At 35.8% G+C, this 19,480-nt stretch carries 14 protein-coding genes; 4 read left to right on the top strand and 10 right to left on the bottom strand.

Translation table 11 applies throughout. From position 1 onward, the window contains the following. Nucleotides 1-11: 11 nt before the first annotated feature. The 7 genes from J1905_RS21215 to rpsA form a co-directional block, all read right to left on the bottom strand. Nucleotides 12-3,029 (bottom strand): tetratricopeptide repeat protein, encoded by a 3,018-nt coding sequence (locus J1905_RS21215; protein WP_214229223.1) that lies wholly within the window; start codon nt 3,027-3,029, stop codon nt 12-14. Nucleotides 3,030-3,162: 133 nt separating this feature from the next. Beyond that, a complete protein-coding gene (locus J1905_RS21210) occupies nt 3,163-4,095 on the bottom strand; it encodes an aspartate carbamoyltransferase catalytic subunit (protein ID WP_214229222.1) in 933 nt (310 codons plus the stop codon). A gap of 1 nt (nt 4,096) precedes the next feature. Then, complete coding sequence (pyrR, locus tag J1905_RS21205) at nt 4,097-4,645, bottom strand: bifunctional pyr operon transcriptional regulator/uracil phosphoribosyltransferase PyrR (protein ID WP_068891580.1); 549 nt, start codon at nt 4,643-4,645, stop codon at nt 4,097-4,099. A gap of 85 nt (nt 4,646-4,730) precedes the next feature. Next, entirely contained in the window at nt 4,731-5,495 is a 765-nt protein-coding gene (locus tag J1905_RS21200) for a CPBP family intramembrane glutamic endopeptidase (RefSeq protein WP_214229221.1), read from the bottom strand. After that, nucleotides 5,496-6,017 (bottom strand): hypothetical protein, encoded by a 522-nt coding sequence (locus J1905_RS21195; protein ID WP_214229220.1) that lies wholly within the window; start codon nt 6,015-6,017, stop codon nt 5,496-5,498. A 67-nt stretch (nt 6,018-6,084) separates the two neighbouring features. Next, complete coding sequence (locus J1905_RS21190; protein ID WP_214229219.1) at nt 6,085-7,695, bottom strand: beta-N-acetylhexosaminidase; 1,611 nt, start codon at nt 7,693-7,695, stop codon at nt 6,085-6,087. Nucleotides 7,696-7,810: 115 nt separating this feature from the next. After that, entirely contained in the window at nt 7,811-9,745 is a 1,935-nt protein-coding gene (gene rpsA, locus J1905_RS21185; protein ID WP_108206833.1) for a 30S ribosomal protein S1, read from the bottom strand. Between the two features lie 255 nt (nt 9,746-10,000). Here rpsA and J1905_RS21180 point away from each other — a divergent pair, with 255 nt between their 5' ends. After that, nucleotides 10,001-11,350 (top strand): PepSY-associated TM helix domain-containing protein, encoded by a 1,350-nt coding sequence (locus J1905_RS21180; RefSeq protein WP_214229218.1) that lies wholly within the window; start codon nt 10,001-10,003, stop codon nt 11,348-11,350. Here the strand turns inward: J1905_RS21180 and J1905_RS21175 are convergent. The 3 genes from J1905_RS21175 to J1905_RS21165 form a co-directional block, all read right to left on the bottom strand. After that, nucleotides 11,331-12,305: a GlxA family transcriptional regulator gene (locus J1905_RS21175; RefSeq protein WP_214229217.1), complete on the bottom strand. Its 975-nt coding sequence runs from the start codon at nt 12,303-12,305 to the stop codon at nt 11,331-11,333. The two genes, J1905_RS21180 and J1905_RS21175, sit on opposite strands and share 20 nt — an antisense overlap. Nucleotides 12,306-12,442: 137 nt before the next feature. Then, nucleotides 12,443-13,588: a PepSY-associated TM helix domain-containing protein gene (locus J1905_RS21170; protein ID WP_214229216.1), complete on the bottom strand. Its 1,146-nt coding sequence runs from the start codon at nt 13,586-13,588 to the stop codon at nt 12,443-12,445. A gap of 13 nt (nt 13,589-13,601) precedes the next feature. Beyond that, a complete protein-coding gene (locus J1905_RS21165; RefSeq protein WP_214229215.1) occupies nt 13,602-15,998 on the bottom strand; it encodes a TonB-dependent receptor in 2,397 nt (798 codons plus the stop codon). Between the two features lie 315 nt (nt 15,999-16,313). On the opposite strand from J1905_RS21165, the gene J1905_RS21160 reads away from it, so the two are divergent. From J1905_RS21160 to J1905_RS21150, 3 genes are all read left to right on the top strand, one after another. Then, nucleotides 16,314-17,336: a LacI family DNA-binding transcriptional regulator gene (locus J1905_RS21160; RefSeq protein ID WP_214229214.1), complete on the top strand. Its 1,023-nt coding sequence runs from the start codon at nt 16,314-16,316 to the stop codon at nt 17,334-17,336. A gap of 173 nt (nt 17,337-17,509) precedes the next feature. Beyond that, nucleotides 17,510-18,619, top strand: a complete 1,110-nt coding sequence (gene serC, locus J1905_RS21155) for a 3-phosphoserine/phosphohydroxythreonine transaminase (protein WP_214229213.1) — start codon at nt 17,510-17,512, stop codon at nt 18,617-18,619. Then, nucleotides 18,616-19,470 carry a sigma-70 family RNA polymerase sigma factor gene (locus J1905_RS21150; RefSeq protein WP_214229212.1) on the top strand — a complete coding sequence of 285 codons (855 nt, stop codon included), beginning with the start codon at nt 18,616-18,618 and terminating at the stop codon, nt 19,468-19,470. The genes serC and J1905_RS21150 overlap by 4 nt, the downstream gene beginning before the upstream one ends. The last annotated feature ends 10 nt before the right edge of the window (nt 19,471-19,480 follow it).

Below are 19,480 nucleotides of genomic sequence, written 5' to 3'. Positions count from 1 at the left end.
GTTGCTTAATCTTATTTAATTTTTTGTAATTTCTCTTTAGCAGTTGGAACGATGTCATCTTTACCATCATAGTTGTCGATAATACTTAAGAGAGTGCTTTTAGCTTGTAACTTATCTTTCAGGGCTACATAATTATCAGCCAATAAAAGGAATGATTTAGCTACCCAATAGTCATAAGAAGCCATGTTATTAATCAGATCAAAACATGTTTTAGTTGAAGTTTTGTAATCACCCTTTGCGTATTGAATGGCTGCGATATTGTATTTAGATTCGGCAGCTGCCAGAGTTTTAGTTTTACTAACCACATTATTAAAGGCTTTTACTGCACTGGTAGTATCAGCTTTTAACAAATATGCTTTACCGGCATATAGATCAGCACTGTTTTTTTCTTCTTCAGAGCCTTTTTCAGACTCCTTAATAAGCTGAACATACTTAATCATATCATCCGGCATATTTAAAGCGCTGTAAGCTTTTAGTAGATTATTCAAGGCATAGTTGTAATGCACTTTATAATCAGCTGTTGTTTCTAATCTTTTTAGGTAAACAATTGCTTCGTTGTATTTTTTCTGATCTAAAAACAACTGAGAGATACTTACTAATGATCGTTCAGTATAATCACTTGTCCAGTCATTAAGAATGTACTCATAATCGGCAACAGCTTCTAAAGGGCGACCGAGTTTAACTAAAGACTCAGCTCTTACGAACTTAGCCTCTTTGTCATGTATAGCTTTTGGATACTTGTCGAAATACGCATTAACCGCTTCAAAAGCACCTTTAAAATCACCTTTTAAATAAAGGTTGTTAGCCCCCTGGAAAACAATATTATCCTGTTCGGATTCAGTGAAGTTCCCAAGAGGAGTTGAGTTTGCATAAGTAATGAAACCTTGAGAGTCACCGCGATCAACGTAGATATTCTTAATAGATTCAAGCGCTTGTTTAGCCTCTTCGCTGCTGGCGTAATCTCTGATGACTTTTTTGAAAGATTCTAATGCCTCATCATCTTTATCCTGATTGTATTGTACAAGACCAATAGTAACTAATGCTCTTGGAACATAACTACTATTTGGATATTGGCTAACTAAACTAATAAGGTCAGTACTTGATTTATCGAAGTCCCCAATATTGAAATAAGTATAAGCAGTTTCGAAACCTGCATCATCAGCGTAATTAGAATTGGGGAACTGTTTAAGTAGATCCTGCATGGTTCCAATTTTAGCTTCATTTTGGTTTTCCAATCCCTGGATCATACCACGTTGAAACAGTGCATAATCCTCACCGGTAGATCTTGCATTAATGATCTTGTTATAATTTACAAGTGCATTTCCGTAGCTTTTATTAACAAAATAAGAGTCGGCCAGTCTTATAATGGCATCATTAACTGTTTTTTGATCTTTATCATTGCCTCCTAAAAAGCGTTCAAAATAGGTAGCCGCTTTTCCGTAGCTCTCATTTTCAAATGCAGCGTAAGCAAGTGCATAGTTCGCAAAATTATAAACACCTGTTTTATCTGCACCTGGCATTCCAAGGAATGTTTCGAAATGCTTAACCGCCTCACCAAATTTTCTTAATTCATAAGAAGCTTCAGCTTTCCAGTAGGTACTTAATGCGTGTATTTCCTTGTCTTCAGGGAATTTTTCAGAACGTAAAAACATAGACAATGCATTAGGGAATGCACGTTCATTATAAAATTCTAATCCTCTAAAGTAGGTTACTTTTTGATAAGCTTCCTGAGCTTCTGGAGACTTATTTTGTATTGGCTCAAGTATATCGATAGCTGCCTGATAGTTTTTACTGGTCAATAGAATTTCGCCCAATAAGGTTTTGGCTTCGTTTATTTTACGTGAGGTTGGGAACTGTTTTAAAAAATTTTGAGTGGCTTCAAGTGCTTGTTGGTTAAAGTCAAGCTCATAGCTTAATCTGGCATAGTTTATCCACGACTCTTCTTGAATTACTTTATCAAAATCAAGTCTCGATGCTCTGAAGAAAGCACTTCTTGCTTTCTCTTTGTTTTTTAGGACAATGAAAGAGCGACCTAAGGTGTACATCCCGCTTTGAAGGTAGATGTCATCTGTATCAAGTTTCTCTAATATAGCAACTGATTCAGGGTATCTCTTCAACTGAAATAATGAGTAGCCATACTGATAAATGAACAGGTTGTTTTTAACGTTCGATTTATCTTTGGTATAGAACTCTTTAAAATACTTTTCAGCATTTACAAAATCGGATTTTGCAAAATAAGAAGCAGCAATAAGGCTTAACATTTCAGCCTCATACTGTTGCTTAGAAGATTTAAGGATAGGTAAAGCATATTCCAATACATCATCATATCTTTCATCAAGATAGTACATCGAGGTTATGTAATATGGGTAACTAGACTCATATGTTGGAGAGCCTTTTAGCTTTTCAAAATTACTTAGCGCAGTTTTGTATTCCTTGTTCAGGTAGTTGATGTATGCAAAATAGTAAGTAGCACTTTCCTGAAAAGGAGACTTCTCTTTTTTAACAAGCTCAAATAATGGCTCTGCTTTTTCAATATCGTTTTGTACAAAATAAGCGTAACCCTGTTTAAACTGATATTCTAAACGCTGTTTACCAGAAAGCGTAGAAGGATCTGTTTTTTCAAACCATTCTAATGCTTTCTTATAGTTTTTCTGATCAAAATAAGATTTACCTACATGAAAATAGGCAAGTTTTGTATTAGAGTTAAGTGGGTAATCTTTTATGAAATTTTGGAACAAACTCTCAGCATCACTATTACCTAATTCTAATGCACAAACGGCAGCGTAGAATTTTGCATTTTCTTTTAGCAAAGAAAGTTCAGAATTACTCTCTTGTTGTGTACCTGGTTTTTGTCTAAGTTGTTCAACTAGTTTGAATTGCTGAGCTGCAGCAACGTATTTTTCATTGTCAAGCAGTTCAAGGCCTGTTTGGTAGTTTTTATTGAGGTTAACTAGTAGGCTCGACTGCCCATAACTTGCAGTAAAACCGCCTGCTAGTAACAGCGGAATAAAAAAGTATTTTTTTTGCATCTGATTTCAAATATGGTTGGTACTAATATAGATATAGTATTGTGTCTTCTTTACATAAGAAATTAACATGTGTTGATAACACAGGTTTAACGAACAGAAAAAGGAAATGGTATAAAAAAGCTGTTAAAGAAAGTTAATATCTTTGAGAAGCAAGTAGATAAAGTACTGCCATCCTAATTGCCACCCCATTTTCAACCTGTTCTAAAATGATTGATTGTTTGCTGTCAGCAACATCACTGGTAATCTCCACACCACGGTTAATTGGACCTGGATGCATTACAATGATTTCTTTATCTAGATTATCCAAAATCTGCTTATTTAAGCCATACATCATAGCATATTCTCTTAAAGAAGGGAAGTACTTAATGTCTTGTCTTTCCAATTGAATGCGCAGCATGTTTGCTACATCACACCAATTAAGTGCTTTAATTAGATCGTGTTCAACCTTTACACCAAGACTATGAATATGCTTGGGAATTAGAGTGGTTGGTCCGCAAACCATTACCTCAGCACCTAGTTTTTGCAGGCATAAGATATTAGAAATAGCAACTCTTGAATGAAGAATATCTCCAACGATTACCACTTTTTTACCAGCTACATCACCTAGTTTCTGACGAATAGAAAAAGCATCAAGTAAAGCCTGGGTTGGATGCTCATGTGCGCCATCTCCGGCATTTACGATTTGTGCTTTGATATGTTTACTTAGAAATTGTCCTGCGCCTGCATATGGATGTCTCATCACTACCATATCCACTTTCATAGCCAGGATATTGTTAACAGTATCTATTAAAGTTTCACCTTTACTTACAGAGGAAGAAGAGGCTGCAAAATTAACAACATCTGCAGAAAGTCTCTTTTCTGCTAGTTCAAATGAAAGCTTGGTTCTTGTTGAGTTTTCGAAGAAAATATTGGCAATAGTGATATCTCTTAAAGATGGGACCTTTTTGATCGGTCTATTAATTACATCTTTAAAATTATCTGCAGTTTCAAAAATCAATTCAATATCATTCCGGTTAATATCTTTGATACCTAAAAGATGTCGGGTTGATAATTTCTCTACTGCCATACTATTTATTGCTTTCTGATAATAAGATAACTTTGTCTTCTCCTTCGGTTTCTTTCCAACTTACCTTAACTCTTTGAGAATTTAGGCTGTCAACCTGCTGACCAATATAATCTGGTTCGATAGGTAGTTGTCTGGAAAAACGCCTGTCAATTAACACCATTAGCTCAACCTTTTCAGGTCTGCCATAAGCCAACAATGCATCCATAGCAGCCCTAATAGTTCTGCCTGTCCACAATACGTCATCTATTAGGATAACATTTTGGCCTTCAATTATAAAATCTATGGTATTGCTGTTTGCTGAAACTATTCCGTCCTTTCTCCTAAAGTCATCTCTAAAAAAAGTAATGTCTAAATTGCCTTTTTTAATATTGGTTTTCTTAAGGATTTGGGAAAGCTCTTGTTGTACCCTGTCGGCAAAGTAACTACCTCTTGGTTGTATACCTATTAAAACAGTATTAGAAAAATCGATGTGATTCTCAATTAATTGGTGACAAAGTCGCTTAATTGTGATCTGGAATTTTTGTCCGTCTAGCAGGGTTCTCTTTTGCATTGACTTAATAGTTGCACAAATATAGCCAAAAAGTTGTAACAGCAAACCTCTACGCAAGCTTTTTGAAAATATTCTAGATTTTTACTTATATCGGGACATCAAAAGCTAAAATCTCCATCATACATGCCGTGAGATTAAACGTGAAATGTATTATAATTCCATACCAAAGTGTATTTTCTCTAATTCTTATATGAGCCAGAACAATGGAAAATGGCAACATCCAGAAAAATGATATCATGCTGAGATGCATAAAAAAGAATAAAATTGAGGTGATGTATATAGCTTCTTTTTTGTCTACGATAGTAAGCAACTTTTGCATCAGATAGCCCCGATAAGCTAGTTCTTCAAATAATGCAGGGAATAAAGCAACTGAAATAATCATGATATATTTGCCGTATTTATGTGGTTTATATATGCTGTAAAAGGAGTAATCTGTATTGAAAAGTAATTGGTTTAAATGCTCAACAAGAAATTGAACTAAAATAGATGCAGCAATGCTTATTATAATGCAGACAATAGTTTTTTTAAGGGAAAAATTTGGCCATTTTAACAGATGCATATTCTCCTTCCAGTTATAAGAAAAGAACAGCATCGCTGTTCCTGCCAATATTATGTCAAAGAGAATTGCTTTAGATATATCGAAATTATCTGTCGACAATACTGCGATACAGCAGATAAGCTCTATACCAAAAAATAACCCGATCTGTTTAAGTCCGGGCCATTTTCTAGAGTCTATAAGGGTTTGGTCTTTTTTCTGCTCTTTACCACAAATGCTGCAATATTTATTGTTGATTGATATTAAACCATCACAATGGCTGCATTCTATTTGCTGAATTTCCTGCTTTTCCAATTAATTGATGTTCAGTTCTTTTTTTAGTTTGTCGACTTCTAAAACTGATCTAATCCCTTTTATCAAGTAAACAATAATGATCACCTTTAAAATAACGCCCGAAAATATTGTATTTGGATCAACAATGGCATTTAAAATATGGATAATCACATAAAGTGATAACCCCGATATCAGAGCTACTGTTGGTTTGGTTTTACTCCATATGCCAAAAACTAAAAAGGCTCCTATAAGTATTACTGAGGTAAATAGAATAGCAAATTTATCATGTTCGTCTTTAGCTGTAAAGTATCCAATTAAAAATGATATTACACTAAGTCCTGCAATCCAGTACAGCGATTTTCGGGCAGATTCAACATTGTTATTTAAATCTGCTAGATCGATTTCTTTGGCATTCCTTTCAGAATAAAAAAAGTCTTGTTCCTGTTGAGTTCCTTGGAGGGGGAAACCGCATCCATTACAAAATAAATCGGAGGGTTCAGGCTTGTTATTACAACAAGGACATGAGTTAGTATGGTATTCCATATAAGGCATTAATTTACTTAAAGATATAACTGTAACAGGTAATCACAAAATTAATTGAAACTTACCTTTACTTATTTACGTACCTTTTACTATAATTTATCTTTAATAGGTTGTAACGCTTAAATTGAGTGTTTAGCCTTTTCTTAAAATCGACATAATTGCGTTTGTTTTTCGGGCTCCATAAAACTTCACTAAGTGCATCTAATCTAGGGAAAAGCATGTATTCAGCTTTCGCTGGGTTAGCAATATATTCCGACCACAGGTTTCCCTGTGCACCCCAAATATATTCAGCTTCTTTGGTAGTAAGTTCTGCGGGTACAGGTTCATAGTCATATACAGTTTTTAATGGTAAAAATCTTGCTGCCGTTAGTGAGTCATCTTTCATAAATTGGGCATGATTAAAGTACATCGAATTTTCAGGAGTCATAATTACTTTGTGTTGTTGCTTTGCTGCTGCAATCCCACCCTTCTCTCCACGCCAGCTCATTACAATGGCATTAGGAGCAAGGCCACCATCTAGAATTTCGTCCCATCCGATAATAGTTTTTCCTTTGCTGTTTACAAATTTTTCCATTCTATGTATAAAATAACTTTGCAACCCATTTTCATTTTTCAATCCTTTTTCTTTAATCAGTTTTTGAGCAAATGCAGATTGTTTCCACCAGATTTTTGAACATTCATCTCCTCCAATATGTATGTATGGAGAAGGAAATAGCTCCATTACTTCAGTCAGTACTTCTTCCAAAAAGGCAAATGTTTTTTCTGTTGGTTGCAATACATTATTAAATTTATTGAAGATTCCCCATGTTTGAGCAACTTGAGTTGGGGTACGCGGAGTAGTTCCAAATTCAGGGTAAGCTGCTAAAACTGCCATACTATGTCCAGGCATTTCAATTTCAGGAACAATGGTAATGTATCTGTCTGCTGCATATTTTATTACCTCTTTAACTTCCTCTTGTGTATAATACCCTCCGTATCTTATTTTATCATTGCCTGTCCCGGGATAGAGACCGATAATAGTTCCATTACGCCATGCACTAATTTCTGTAAGCTTAGGATGTTTTTTTATCTCTATACGCCAGCCATGATCATCAGTAAGGTGCCAATGGAAGTAGTTTAATTTATGGAGTGCCAGATAATCAATATATTTCTTAACAAAGTTGACATCAAAAAAATGTCTGCTTACATCAAGATGCATGCCTCTGTAAGCGAAACGAGGATAATCAATAATCTCGACAGTGGAAACATCTAGTTTTTCAGTATTAACGGGTGATGATGGCAAGAGCTGTATAATAGTTTGTACAGCGTAGAAAATGCCCTGAGGAGAAGGAGAGCCTGCGTTTATTGTAGTTGAAAGGACAGAAACAGAGTACTTGTCAGGATTGGGATATAATTCGCGGTCTATAATTAAATTTATCGATCGCCGGGGACCAATTTTCATTAGTTCAGTAACTATAGGAAGTCTTAGGTTATAATATTTATAGATGTAATCTGATAAGAACTGTGCAGAAGGCTTTGCTTCAATGGTATTAATAAAGATGACCATGTTCTTATTTATACTGAATTTCTCATTAGGGGATGACCCTGGATTCATCTCAACAGGAGCGGGTATTATGTCCTGAGCATTTAGTTTAAAAGTGAGAATTATAAACAAAAATAAGCATAGGATTATTCTCATAGTAGGAGGTGTAATGTGTGTTGCTCAAAAGTAACAAATAAGTGCCCAAATATTAATGCAAAAAAAAGCCCCTCAAATTTTGAGGGGCTCTTAAATTATATAAAGTTAAATGGAACTAGCCTTTTTTAGCTTTGTTCTCTTCACCTTCCATTTGTTGTTTTAATTGTGCAAGCACGCCTAAATCACCTAATGTAGATTTTTCAACTGAATCTTTAACTTTTTTCACTGCACTGCTAGATGCTTTAGCTTCTTTTTTCTTAGTAGCTCTTTCTTCAGCAACAGCTTCAGCTTTAGCCTCTTCCCAGATACGGGCGTGAGAAACAACGATACGTTTAGCATCTTTGTTAAACTCGATGATTTTGAAATCATTAGTTTCTTCAGCTTTGATAGTAGTACCATCTTCTTTAGCCATGTGCTTAGTAGGTACGAAACCTTCAACACCATATGGTAAAGCAATAACAGCACCTTTATCAGTTACTTTAACAACAGTTCCTTGGTGGATTGAATCTACAGTAAAGATAGTTTCGAAAGTATCCCAAGGGTTTTCTTCTAATTGTTTGTGGCCTAAGCTTAATTTGCGGCTTTCAACATCTAATTCAAGAACAACTACGTCTAATGTATCACCTACTTTAGTGAATTCGTTAGGGTGGTTAACTTTTTTAGACCAAGAAAGATCAGAGATATGGATTAAACCATCAATACCTTCTTCGATTTCAACAAATACACCGAAGTTAGTCATGTTTTTAACTACAGCAGTATGTTTGCTTCCGATAGGATATCTTTCAGCAACATTTTGCCAAGGATCTTGAGTTAATTGTTTAATACCTAAGCTCATTTTACGCTCGTCTCTATCTAAAGTTAAAACTTCAGCTTCGATTTCGTCGCTAACTTTCAGGAATTCCTGAGGGCTGCGTAAGTTTTGAGACCAAGACATTTCTGATACGTGAATTAAACCTTCAACACCAGGAATGATTTCAAGGAAAGCACCGTAATCAGCAACAGTAACAATTTTACCTTTAACTTTAGAACCAACAGCTAAGTTAGCATCTAAAGATTCCCAAGGGTGAGGTGTTAATTGTTTTAATCCTAATGCAATACGTTTTTTCTCGTCATCAAAGTCAAGAACTACAACATTGATTTTTTCGTCTAAGCTCAATACTTCTTTTGGATGCTCTATGCGGCCCCAAGAAATATCAGTGATGTGAAGTAAACCATCAACGCCACCTAAATCGATGAATACACCGAAGTCAGTGATGTTTTTAACTGTTCCTTCAAGAACCTGACCTTTTTCAAGTTTAGATACAATCTCAACTTTTTGGCTTTCTAAGTCGTCTTCAATTAAGATTTTATGAGATACAACTACGTTTTTAAACTCGTGGTTGATCTTAACAACTTTGAATTCCATTGTTTTACCCACGTATACATCGTAATCGCGGATAGGTTTGATGTCAATTTGAGAACCTGGTAAGAAAGCCTCAACACCCATAATGTCAACGATAAGACCACCTTTAGTACGGCTTTTAACAAATCCGTTGATGATTCTGTCATTGTCAAGGGCTTCATTGATAGTTTCCCATGATCTCTGAGTTTTAGCTCTTTTACGAGACAAGATTAATTGGCCGTTAGCATCTTCAGGGGCTTCCACGAAAACGTCAACTTTATCGCCAACTTTCAAATCAGGTGTATCACGGAATTCAGAAGTAGATACTAAACCGTCTGATTTAAATCCAACGTTCAATACCACGTCCTTGTTGTTTATTGAAACAACAGTACCGCTAATGATTTCACCTTGAGTGATTTGATTGAAAGTATCGGTATACATGTCTTCAAACTTTTTACGGTCTTCATCAGAGTATTTTCCGAAAACTTTATCATCAGCATCCCAGTCAAAATCTTGATCAGGTGTTGCTAACGATGATTTGATCTGTTCGATCGACACTGAATCAGCTTCTGATTCAATGGTTTCTTTTTCAGCAAGACGAGCGTCTGCGCCTTGAAGTTCAGCTGTTTTAGCCTCTAGTTCTTTTTCTGCTACTTGTTTTTTAGCCATTAAAATTAAATCTCCTTTTCCCGTTAGGGACGGCAAAGATAATAATTAATATTTTTAAAGAAAAGATTTTTTTGATAAATGTTGTTGATTTAGAACAGATTGTGGTGATATTATCACGGTATTTAAATTTAACGATATATATATGTAATGTTCAGTCGTGGTAGTACTTTAGTTACAAATAAGTATTTAGAAGTAGTCTAAATAATTGTAAATTTATTTTACTTTTGCAGAAAACACCATCAATTCTTACAGTAAATGAAACAAGGGAGAACTAAAACAGCCTGGCAAAAAACACGCAAATTCTTTAACGACATTCACCTTTGGCTAGGTTTAGCCAGTGGTATCATTGTAATTCTTATTTGTTTAAGTGGTACTATCTATGTATTCAATACTGAACTTAAGGAAATGGCTTCACCTGAATTATATAAAGTAGAGGGCAAAGGAGCTAAACCAATGCAAATGGAGGCATTGATGGCAAGAGTTAAAGCGAGTACCGGTGGTAAGGTCACCTCTGTTAAAATACCGGCTGATCCTAACAAGACGTATCAGTTTATGGTTAAGATGAAAGATAAAGATGGAGAAGGAAAAAAGGACGGAGGAGATAGGAAAAAAGGAGCAGCTGAATTATCAGGACCTCCTTCAAAAGATAAAAAGAAAGGTGGTAAAGGAAAAGATGGACCAGGAGAAGGAAAACGCCCATCAGCCTTTGCAGTAAATCAATATACAGGAGAAGTACTTGGTAATGTTTCTGAAGCAAAAACTGCAACAGGAGAATTTATGAAAACTATGTTTAGTTTGCACAGATGGCTACTACTAGATAAAATAGAGAAACCATTGTTCGGTGAGTTAGAAAACCGCAAACTAGGTAGCTATATTTCAGGTACAGCTACGATCCTTTTCACATTAGGAGTAATAACAGGAATTGTAATCTGGTTTCCTCAAAAGATGAAAGCATGGAGACAGGGTTTAAAAGTGAAATGGAGCGGAAGTTGGAAAAGAACCAATCACGATTTGCATAATAGTTTAGGTTTTTATGCCTGCATATTTTTGTTTTTGATGGGTATTACCGGACCTCAATGGTCGTTTCCTTGGTATAGAGAAGCGTTAAGAAAAACATTGGGTACTTATCAGCCTGAAGGATTTGAACCTCCTGCTGATCCAGTTTCAAAAATCAACGCTGAGAATGCTAAATCATTAAGTATAGCTGAATATATAGATAAAGCTCAGGAAGTACTTCCTTACACCGGTGATTATTTGGTTTCGTTGCCAAAAGATTCTCTTTCAGCAATTGCCATTACCAAGAATCGTACAGGTTTTTTTGCTCCTTCAGCAGGGGATAAGTTATTGCTTGATCAATATACTGCCGGAGTTTTAAAAGTAGACGTATTTAAGGATAAGCCTTTTAACGAGAGGGTTTCAGGGTCAATTAAAGCATTGCATCTAGGTGATGTTTATGGTATGTTTACCAAGATAATCTATTTCTTTGCATGCTTAGTTGCTACCACATTGCCAGTTACCGGTACATTAATATGGCTTAATAAACTGAAAAAGAAACGCAAGCCTAAAAAGGTAAACCCTGTTCAAGCTATGCAGCCCGCACTTTAAATTTATCACGATAATCTTTAGGTGGCATTCCTGAATTCTTTTTGAACAGCTGCCTAAAGGTTTTAAGATCATTATACCCCGAGTTTAGCATAACTTCCATAATACTTTGGTTTGTTTGTTCAAGCAGTTTTTTTGCTGCCTCTATCCTGGTTTTCTGCAGGTATTCAATTAGTGTATTTCCTGTGGCATGTTTAAACCTACGTATAATGTTACGTCTACTTGATGGGATTTGTTTCAGTATATCTTCAATGGTTATTGGCTCGCTGTAGGTGTTTTCCATACAGTGTTGTATTTTCGACACCAAGTCATCTCCATGATCACGTATAGGGGTAAATGAACCAAAATGGCTTTGCTGATCGCGGTTCATATCAATTGAAAATATTTTAGCCACACGTACCGCTACATCCCTATTACAATAATTATGAATTAAGCGCAGTAACAGATGGAAACTACTTGTTGCTCCTCCACTGGTATAAATTCTTGTATCGTGGGTAACTACCGCATCCGGTTTAAATGTTACATCAGGAAAATAAGAAGCAAATGCTGTACTGGCATTAATGTGTGTCGTAGCTTGTTTGCCATTTAACAAACCGCTGGCAGCAAGTAAGAAAGCCCCAGTGCAGAAGCTAGCAATTTCAGCGCCCTTTTTGTATTGATGTTGCAGCCATGGTAAAAATTCAACATTCTCATTTAATGAGAGACTTATTTCTCCGGTATCAAAGGCAGGTATTAGCACGATGTCTTGCTTATCTGTTGCAGTTAAAAGTTTGGGAATATATTTCTCAAAGGTGGCTACTTCATTGGTGTAATCTCCTATATAGAATAGATTGAGATTAAAAATAGCATCCTTGCCATTGGATTTATAGTAATTATTTACAGTATCAAAAACATCTAAAATAGCAGCGATACTAAGTAGTCGATATTTTTTAGTTAACAGCAGTGCAACTTGTACCATGATTTTGCATTTAGATATGCAAATTAGGAAAAAATGTACAAAGAGTTTAAGGTTAAAGATTTGTTCAAGTATTGCTTGTTTAGACCAGAACTGATAAACAGGCCATTTTTATCAGTTCTGGTCTAAACAAGCTATTACTATGTGAGTGATTTTTTACTTTTCTTTTTACGTCCACGCCAAATAAGAAAGCCGGTTATAGGCAAACTTGCAGCAACAAGGCTGGCTGCAAAGGCCATTATCTTTCCTGGTAATCCGGCTATTGCGCCAATATGAATGTCATAATTCATTCTCATCATCTTATCTGCAAAGCTGGCATTAGCGAGTTTTCCGTATACATGTTTAACCTCTATTTCTTTTAACGTATATTGGTCGTAGTACAAGAAATCTGCCTGCCAGTAGGTGTCTGTATCCGGATTTATTGCAATTTCGATTGCCGATTTTTTGTTTTCAGGAACATGTACCTCCAAACCTCCAGTATATCCAGGCATATTGCCTAACGTTCTAGCCCATAAAATATCAATAGCAGGCTTACGTCCAATGGCAGAGTTAACCAATGTGCTATCTGAGAAGCTTTCCTCAAACTGGTTCAGCGTTTTACCTCCAGAGGCTATCCAGTAACTTGATTTAGCAAACCATTGAAAACCCATAACCAAGCCTGTAAAGGCGATAAAAATAAGGATCCATGTCATGTAAAAGCCAAACACGTTGTGCAGATCGTAGTTTACCCTTTTCCATTTGGCATTCCATTTAATAGTAAATCTTTTCGCGCTGGCGGCTTTGTTTTTTGGCCACCATAAAATCAATCCGGAAATTAATAGAAAGAAAAACATTAAAGTAGCACTGGCTAGAAGTGGCTGACCAATGTTTGGTGGGAGCCATAGATAGTAGTGACCCATGATCATTATTCTGAAGAAATCATCGTCCATATTTTTAACCTTAAGTACCTCTCCAGTGTAAGGGTTAAGAAATACGATCCAATAATATTCAGGGTTTTCGGCAAAATAGACTACACGTGTGGAGGCTCCTTTTTCATAGCTAACACTATGTGCATGTTTGCCTGGAACAGTCTTGTCAGCAATCAATTTTAATTTAGAAGGCTCAATAAAAGGCTTGTTTTGGATTTCTACGAAACGATATGGTTGGGTAACGTTTTCTATTTCACGTTCAAAGGCGAGTATGCAGCCTGTGATGCCTAGAAAACATACAAATAGCCCGGATGTTAATCCGAGCCATAAGTGTATTTGTCCGATCCAATATTTGAATCTGTTTTTCTTTTTATTCAATTTAACCTAAAGTTTAAAATTTATAAGATAAACTAAGTCTATAATTTCTTGGTGCTTCTGCTTGCCAATAGAACGTTTTTAGCCAACTGTAATATGAACCGGTGTACAAATACTTGTTAAGTACATTAAAAACATTAGCATTCAATCTCAGCTTACTGTTTTCCCAAAATAAGCCGCCGTCGACTTTAAAATAATCAGCTAAACGCACATCCGACTCACTCCAGGAATCTGTTTCACGATCGGCCAAGTAAGTAAATCCAGCTGATATGCCTGTACCTTTTAATGCTCCGTTTTGTAACTTGTAGCTTAACCAGGCATTGGTAGTATGTTTAGCGTACCCAGGAACGATATCTCCTTTATTTATATTCATACTTTCAGGTACATCACTACCCACTTTTGTTACGCGGGAATCAGTAAGGGCGTAATTTGCTGTTAAGGTTAAACCGGGTATGATTTCGCCACGAAGGTCGAATTCAATTCCTTGGGATCTTTTTTGTCCAAGTAAAAAGCTTTCAGGGTTGGTTGGTGAGCTGTTTACCGTAGCACTGGCTTCGCCATTTTTAATAATACGGTACACAGCTAATGTCGTGTTCCAGTTGCCATTTTTGCCCCAGTCTTTTTTAATACCGAACTCTAAATTATTACCAGTAATAGGCTTAACCTCACCACCACTTACCAATTTAGCTGCTGCTTGCGGTATAAATGCCTGGTCATATAAACCATATATTGATGTTTGATTGTCAATTGAATAACTTGCACCAAAGCGTGGAGTGAACTTTTTACCAGTTGTGCTGCCAAAGTAAAATTGTTTAACATAGGTGTATCTACCAGCGAGGGTTACTCTTAATTTATTGTCTGCAAAACCTAATTCATCTTGCGCATATAAACTAGAATATTCCTGAGAGATAACACCTCCCGCTGTTGTGGCGCGTGCTTCGAGATTTTGTGTGCGATCAAATTTAGGGAAACCGTTTGAAGGTACGCCATAATTAGGATTGTTGTTGTCAAAAGGCAAAGCCTCTGTGTCAAGGTCATGTGATTGACCCCAGTCTGCGAAATAGTTTTTGGTACCTATGTCAAATCCACCAAGAATTCTGTGCTTAATTGGACCAGTAGTTACATTGCCATTAATAAAACCTTGGGCCATGGTCATTTCACTTTTTGCATCCCATATGCTTGCATTACGTATTAGTGTGCCATTATCATTTACCCTAGTTGGCCACATTGAAGAGCCATTTTGCTGGTAGTTAAAATATGAAGCGGCAGCTGTTATTTTCCAATTATTGTTTAGCTCATGCGTAAGATTTAGAAATAAGCTATTGTCATTAATTTTGGTTAGGGGCAATCCAGGTGCTACTTGTGTGAAATTTTGAGGCAGTTTAGCATACCCATCGGTAGCAAATACGTAAAATGAACCAACATTGGTCATGGCAGCATGTTGGAGGGTATATTCAGCAGTAAACTTTGTTTTATCATCTATTTGGTAAGAAATAACAGGGGCAATGCTGTAGCGGTTATTTGATTCATAATCTCTGAATGATTTTTTGTTTTGACCGGCTAAATTTAAGCGGTATAGTAATTTACCATCTTTACTTAATTTGCCATCCAGATCAACGGTTGCACGGTACAAACCAAAACTTCCGGTAGTTAATGAAAGTTCGCCTTTTTCCTGACCAGTTGGTTTTTTAGTGACTACATTATACAAACCTGCAGGATCACCGTTTGAAACCATAAAGCCAGCAGGGCCTTTTACAAATTCAATGTGATCAACAAAACTCATGTCCTCCGTAAGAGGACCCCAGTAAGAACTTACCACGTTAAAGCCATTGCGCAATGCTTGTATTTGGGACCCACGCATGGTAATGTTGGTATACAAATCACCCCAGTGCTCAAGTCTAACCGCACCACTTACGTTGCGAATAAGTCCATCGCTCATGCTAATTACCTGCTGATCTGCCAAAGTTAAGGAGTTGACAATTTGAATGTTTTGAGGAATTTCTAATAAAGGTTGGTTTAATCTTAAAGAAGATGAAGGTTGGTCTACTTTGTATCTTTTGGCATTTGTAGATATGTTTACTTCTTCCAATGTACTAAGGTCTTCTCTCAATACAAAATCAACGATAGTATTTCCCGATTCTGTAATCTCTACTGTTTTTTCTTGAGGGCTTAAGCCAATAGCCGATACCCTTATGGTATATTTTCCAGTATTTACTTTTTTGATTTCATAGTTGCCGTTTTCATTTGTGGTAGCCCCAAAAGGCTTTCCAATTAATTTAACGGATACAAATGCAGCATTATGTCCATCTGATGTGGTGATCTTTCCGCTAATGCTGCCAGTTTGTTGTGCAATAGCGCTAACGGAGAGGAATAGAAGCGTTATAAGTAAATTAACTACTCTAAGATTATTCATTTATTTTTTTGTTTGTTTATTTGGATTAATTCTAATTAAATGCAAAGTAAGCGCCTAATTATTTATAATCAAAATTTATTTAGAATTAATCTAATTTGTGTGATTTCAAGAATTTTATAATTTTGATAAGATGTCTCTTAAGAAATAGATGTTTTATGAGGAAAACAGGGATAAATAATTGTTGATTCTGCATTTAGGTGAAACATAATTATACATTTTTATACAAGTTTAGACATGTGCATACATAGCTTTAATTGATGAGTAGGAAATAACCGCTGAATTACTATATTGCAGGATTAATACGGAATTAAACTAATGGAAAAAAAGGTTTCAATTAAAGATATCGCCAAATTATTAGGCATCTCAATCAGTACAGTTTCTTTTGTGGTAAATGGTAAAGCTAAGGAGAAGAGAATTAGTGAACCTTTAACTAAAAAAGTTTTAGAACTTGTTGAGGAATTGGGGTATAAGCCTGATGCCTTGGCCAAAAGTTTTCGTACTGGAAAAACCAATATTATTGGCTTTTTAGTTGACGATATTTCAGAACCATTTTTCTCTGGTATTGCAAGATTTATTGATGAAAAGGCATCTCAAAATGGTTATAAAATCATTTATAGTAGCACAAGAAATAACAAGACAAAAGCTCAGGAATTACTGCAGATTTTTCAGGATAGGCATGTTGATGGATATATTATAGCCCTTCCGAATGGGTTGGAAGATGAAGTTAAATCTTTAACCATGAGTAGAAAACCTGTTGTTTTGTTTGATAGATATTTTCCTGATATAAAAGCTGATTTTGTAATTATCAATAACCATCAAGGTACTTTTAATGCCGTTAAACACTTAAAAGACAAGGGATATAGAAATATAGGATTTATAACAATAGATACAATTGAGCAGCAAATGCTTGATAGGTTGAGTGGTTATGAAGATGCTGTTAAATCGGAGGGGTTAAAATCATGCGTTAAAAAATTAACTTACGGTTCTTCATCTGAATTAATTCATGACGTTGCAGATTTCTTAAAGGAGGAAAAGGGGCTTGATGCTATTATATGTGCTACCAACTATATTACCATGGCAGGTTTAAGAGCTATTCAGCAGCTTGGTTTAAAAATTCCTGATGATATTGCGCTATTGTCTTTTGATGATTTTGAATTGTTAGAATTCTCTGCACCCCCAATTACAGCTGTAGCTCAGCCTCTTGAGGAGATTGCTGAGAATATTATGAAAATTTTGTTAAAGAGATTGGGTAGTTCAAAGAGTGATGAAGAACAGCAGATTGAAGTTGTATTACCTACTGTTTTAAATGTCAGAAGTTCCACTGTAGTAAAACTTTAAACGCAGATTCTATTTTCACCTAAGAATTATATTTGGCTAATGCTAGAATTAGTTTGGTAGAGCCAATAAGATTTGGTTTATCTTCTTAATATAGGAGAGTTTACTGAACTTTATTCCAAACGCTTTTTTCAAAAAACTGCTTCCGACTTTTGCGGGTACCAATATAAACCGCAATGGCTAATAAAAAGTATAATTTTGGGGCAGGTCCATGTATTTTACCCGATATTGTTTTAAATGGGGCTTCTGATGCTGTTAAAGATTATAATAGAACAGGGATAAGTATTCTGGAGATTTCACATCGATCATCAGAATTTGAAAATGTAATACATGAATGCCAGAGTCTTGTTCGAGAACTTTTAGCTGTACCAGATAATTATAGTATCTTATTTTTGCAAGGAGGGGCTAGTACTCAGTTCTCTATGGTACCCATGTGCCTAATGCAACAGCATAAAAGAGCTTCCTACCTGGATACGGGATATTTTTCTTTGAAAGCTATAGCAGAAGCTAGGTTATTTGGCCCCGTCCATATTGTTGCTAGTTCTAAGGATAGCGATTATGACCATATCCCTTATGATTATTACATTCCTGGCGACTCTGCCTATTTTCATTGTACTTCAAATAACACTATTGAAGGAACAGAAATTTTTACTTTTCCTGAAACAGATGTGCCAGTGGTGTGTGATATGTCCTCTGATATTTTTAGTAGGCAAATTAATGTTGCTGATTTTGACCTGATTTATGCAGGTGCTCAAAAAAACATAGGTCCAGCTGGACTAACACTCGTTATTGTTAAAAAAGCGCTTCTGCAGCGCATTGAAAATTTAATTCCTTCAATGTCCGACTACCGCATTTATGAAGCGCATAATTCAATGTTTAATACTCCTCCTGTATTTTCTATTTATGTTGCGATGCTGAATTTGCGTTGGTTAAAGGGAATAGGTGGAGTAAAACAAGCGGAGCAAAATAATATAGCCAAGGCAAACCTACTTTATGATGTAATTGATAGCAGTGACTATTTCTATGGATTGGCAGATAACCCTGATAGATCCAGAATGAACGTGACTTTTAAAATGTACAATAGAGAGCGGGAGAACGAGTTTTTGAATTTCACAGAAAGCAGGGGGATACTAGGTATTAATGGTTATCGTTCCATCGGTGGCTTTAGGGCTTCACTATACAATGCTATGGAAATTTCAGGTGTAGAGGCTTTGGTGGAATGTATGACCGACTTTATGAGTAAGGATCAATTTAAGAGCTTTAAATTAAAATCAAATACAATATGAGACGACTAATGATCACCCAGTCTATTTTAAACAGGGATTCAGGAGAGCTATCGTTATACCTGAATGATATAAATAGAATTCCTTTGATTGGCCCGGATGAGGAGGGGGAGCTTGCGAAAAAAATTAGGGAAAATATGGAGGGAGCCAGAGATAAATTGATTAGGGCAAATCTTCGTTTTGTAGTTTCCATAGCAAAGACATTTCAAGGTAAAGGGCTTCCACTGACCGATTTAATTAGTGCTGGGAATATAGGACTTATATATGCTGCTGAAAGATTTGATGAAACTAGAGGTTTTAGATTTATTTCCTATGCCGTTTGGTGGATTCGCCAAAATATCTGGACATATTTACAAGAAAGTAACCGCATAGTAAGACTGCCAGGGAATAAAATATTAAACCTGTTGAATATTAATAAGGCCATCAATGCCTTTGAGCAAAAGAATGAAAGACTGCCAACTTATCAGGAGCTTAGTGAAGAAACCGGACTTTCGGTAGAGAAAATAGTTGATTGTATTTTAAGTTCGCAAAAGACATATTCCTTGGATATGGTGACGAACAATGAAACGGGTTATACTTTAATTGACACTATAGCTGACGAGAATTCGCCCACTGCTGATGCCTCTTTAATGCTTGAATCTTTTAATATAGATTTAGATAAAACTCTTAAGATATTACCTTTTAGACAAGAAATGATATTAAAAATGTTTTTTGGAATAGGGCAAACTGCACGAACTTTGGATGATATATCTGTGCTTTTTAATCGCAGTAAAGAGCGAGTACGACAGTTAAAAGATGAGGCATTGATAATTTTACGTCTTTACCTAAAGGGCAATCCTGAGCTTAAGTTTTAAATATAAAAAA

Origin of the sequence: Pedobacter sp. B4-66, assembly GCF_018492665.1 — a bacterium.
Classification (GTDB): domain Bacteria; phylum Bacteroidota; class Bacteroidia; order Sphingobacteriales; family Sphingobacteriaceae; genus Pedobacter.
This window is presented reverse-complemented; position numbering and strand designations above follow the sequence as displayed.

Bases quoted from the DNA above. Each gene is read 5' to 3' on its own strand.
- J1905_RS21215 (WP_214229223.1), bottom strand. From the start codon at position 3,029: ATGCAAAAAAAATACTTTTTTATTCCGCTGTTACTAGCAGGCGGTTTT.
- J1905_RS21210 (WP_214229222.1), bottom strand. From the start codon at position 4,095: ATGGCAGTAGAGAAATTATCAACCCGACATCTTTTAGGTATCAAAGAT.
- pyrR (WP_068891580.1), bottom strand. From the start codon at position 4,645: ATGCAAAAGAGAACCCTGCTAGACGGACAAAAATTCCAGATCACAATT.
- J1905_RS21195 (WP_214229220.1), bottom strand. From the start codon at position 6,017: ATGGAATACCATACTAACTCATGTCCTTGTTGTAATAACAAGCCTGAA.
- J1905_RS21190 (WP_214229219.1), bottom strand. From the start codon at position 7,695: ATGAGAATAATCCTATGCTTATTTTTGTTTATAATTCTCACTTTTAAA.
- rpsA (WP_108206833.1), bottom strand. From the start codon at position 9,745: ATGGCTAAAAAACAAGTAGCAGAAAAAGAACTAGAGGCTAAAACAGCT.
- J1905_RS21180 (WP_214229218.1), top strand. From the start codon at position 10,001: ATGAAACAAGGGAGAACTAAAACAGCCTGGCAAAAAACACGCAAATTC.
- J1905_RS21175 (WP_214229217.1), bottom strand. From the start codon at position 12,305: ATGGTACAAGTTGCACTGCTGTTAACTAAAAAATATCGACTACTTAGT.
- J1905_RS21165 (WP_214229215.1), bottom strand. From the start codon at position 15,998: ATGAATAATCTTAGAGTAGTTAATTTACTTATAACGCTTCTATTCCTC.
- J1905_RS21160 (WP_214229214.1), top strand. From the start codon at position 16,314: ATGGAAAAAAAGGTTTCAATTAAAGATATCGCCAAATTATTAGGCATC.
- serC (WP_214229213.1), top strand. From the start codon at position 17,510: ATGGCTAATAAAAAGTATAATTTTGGGGCAGGTCCATGTATTTTACCC.
- J1905_RS21150 (WP_214229212.1), top strand. From the start codon at position 18,616: ATGAGACGACTAATGATCACCCAGTCTATTTTAAACAGGGATTCAGGA.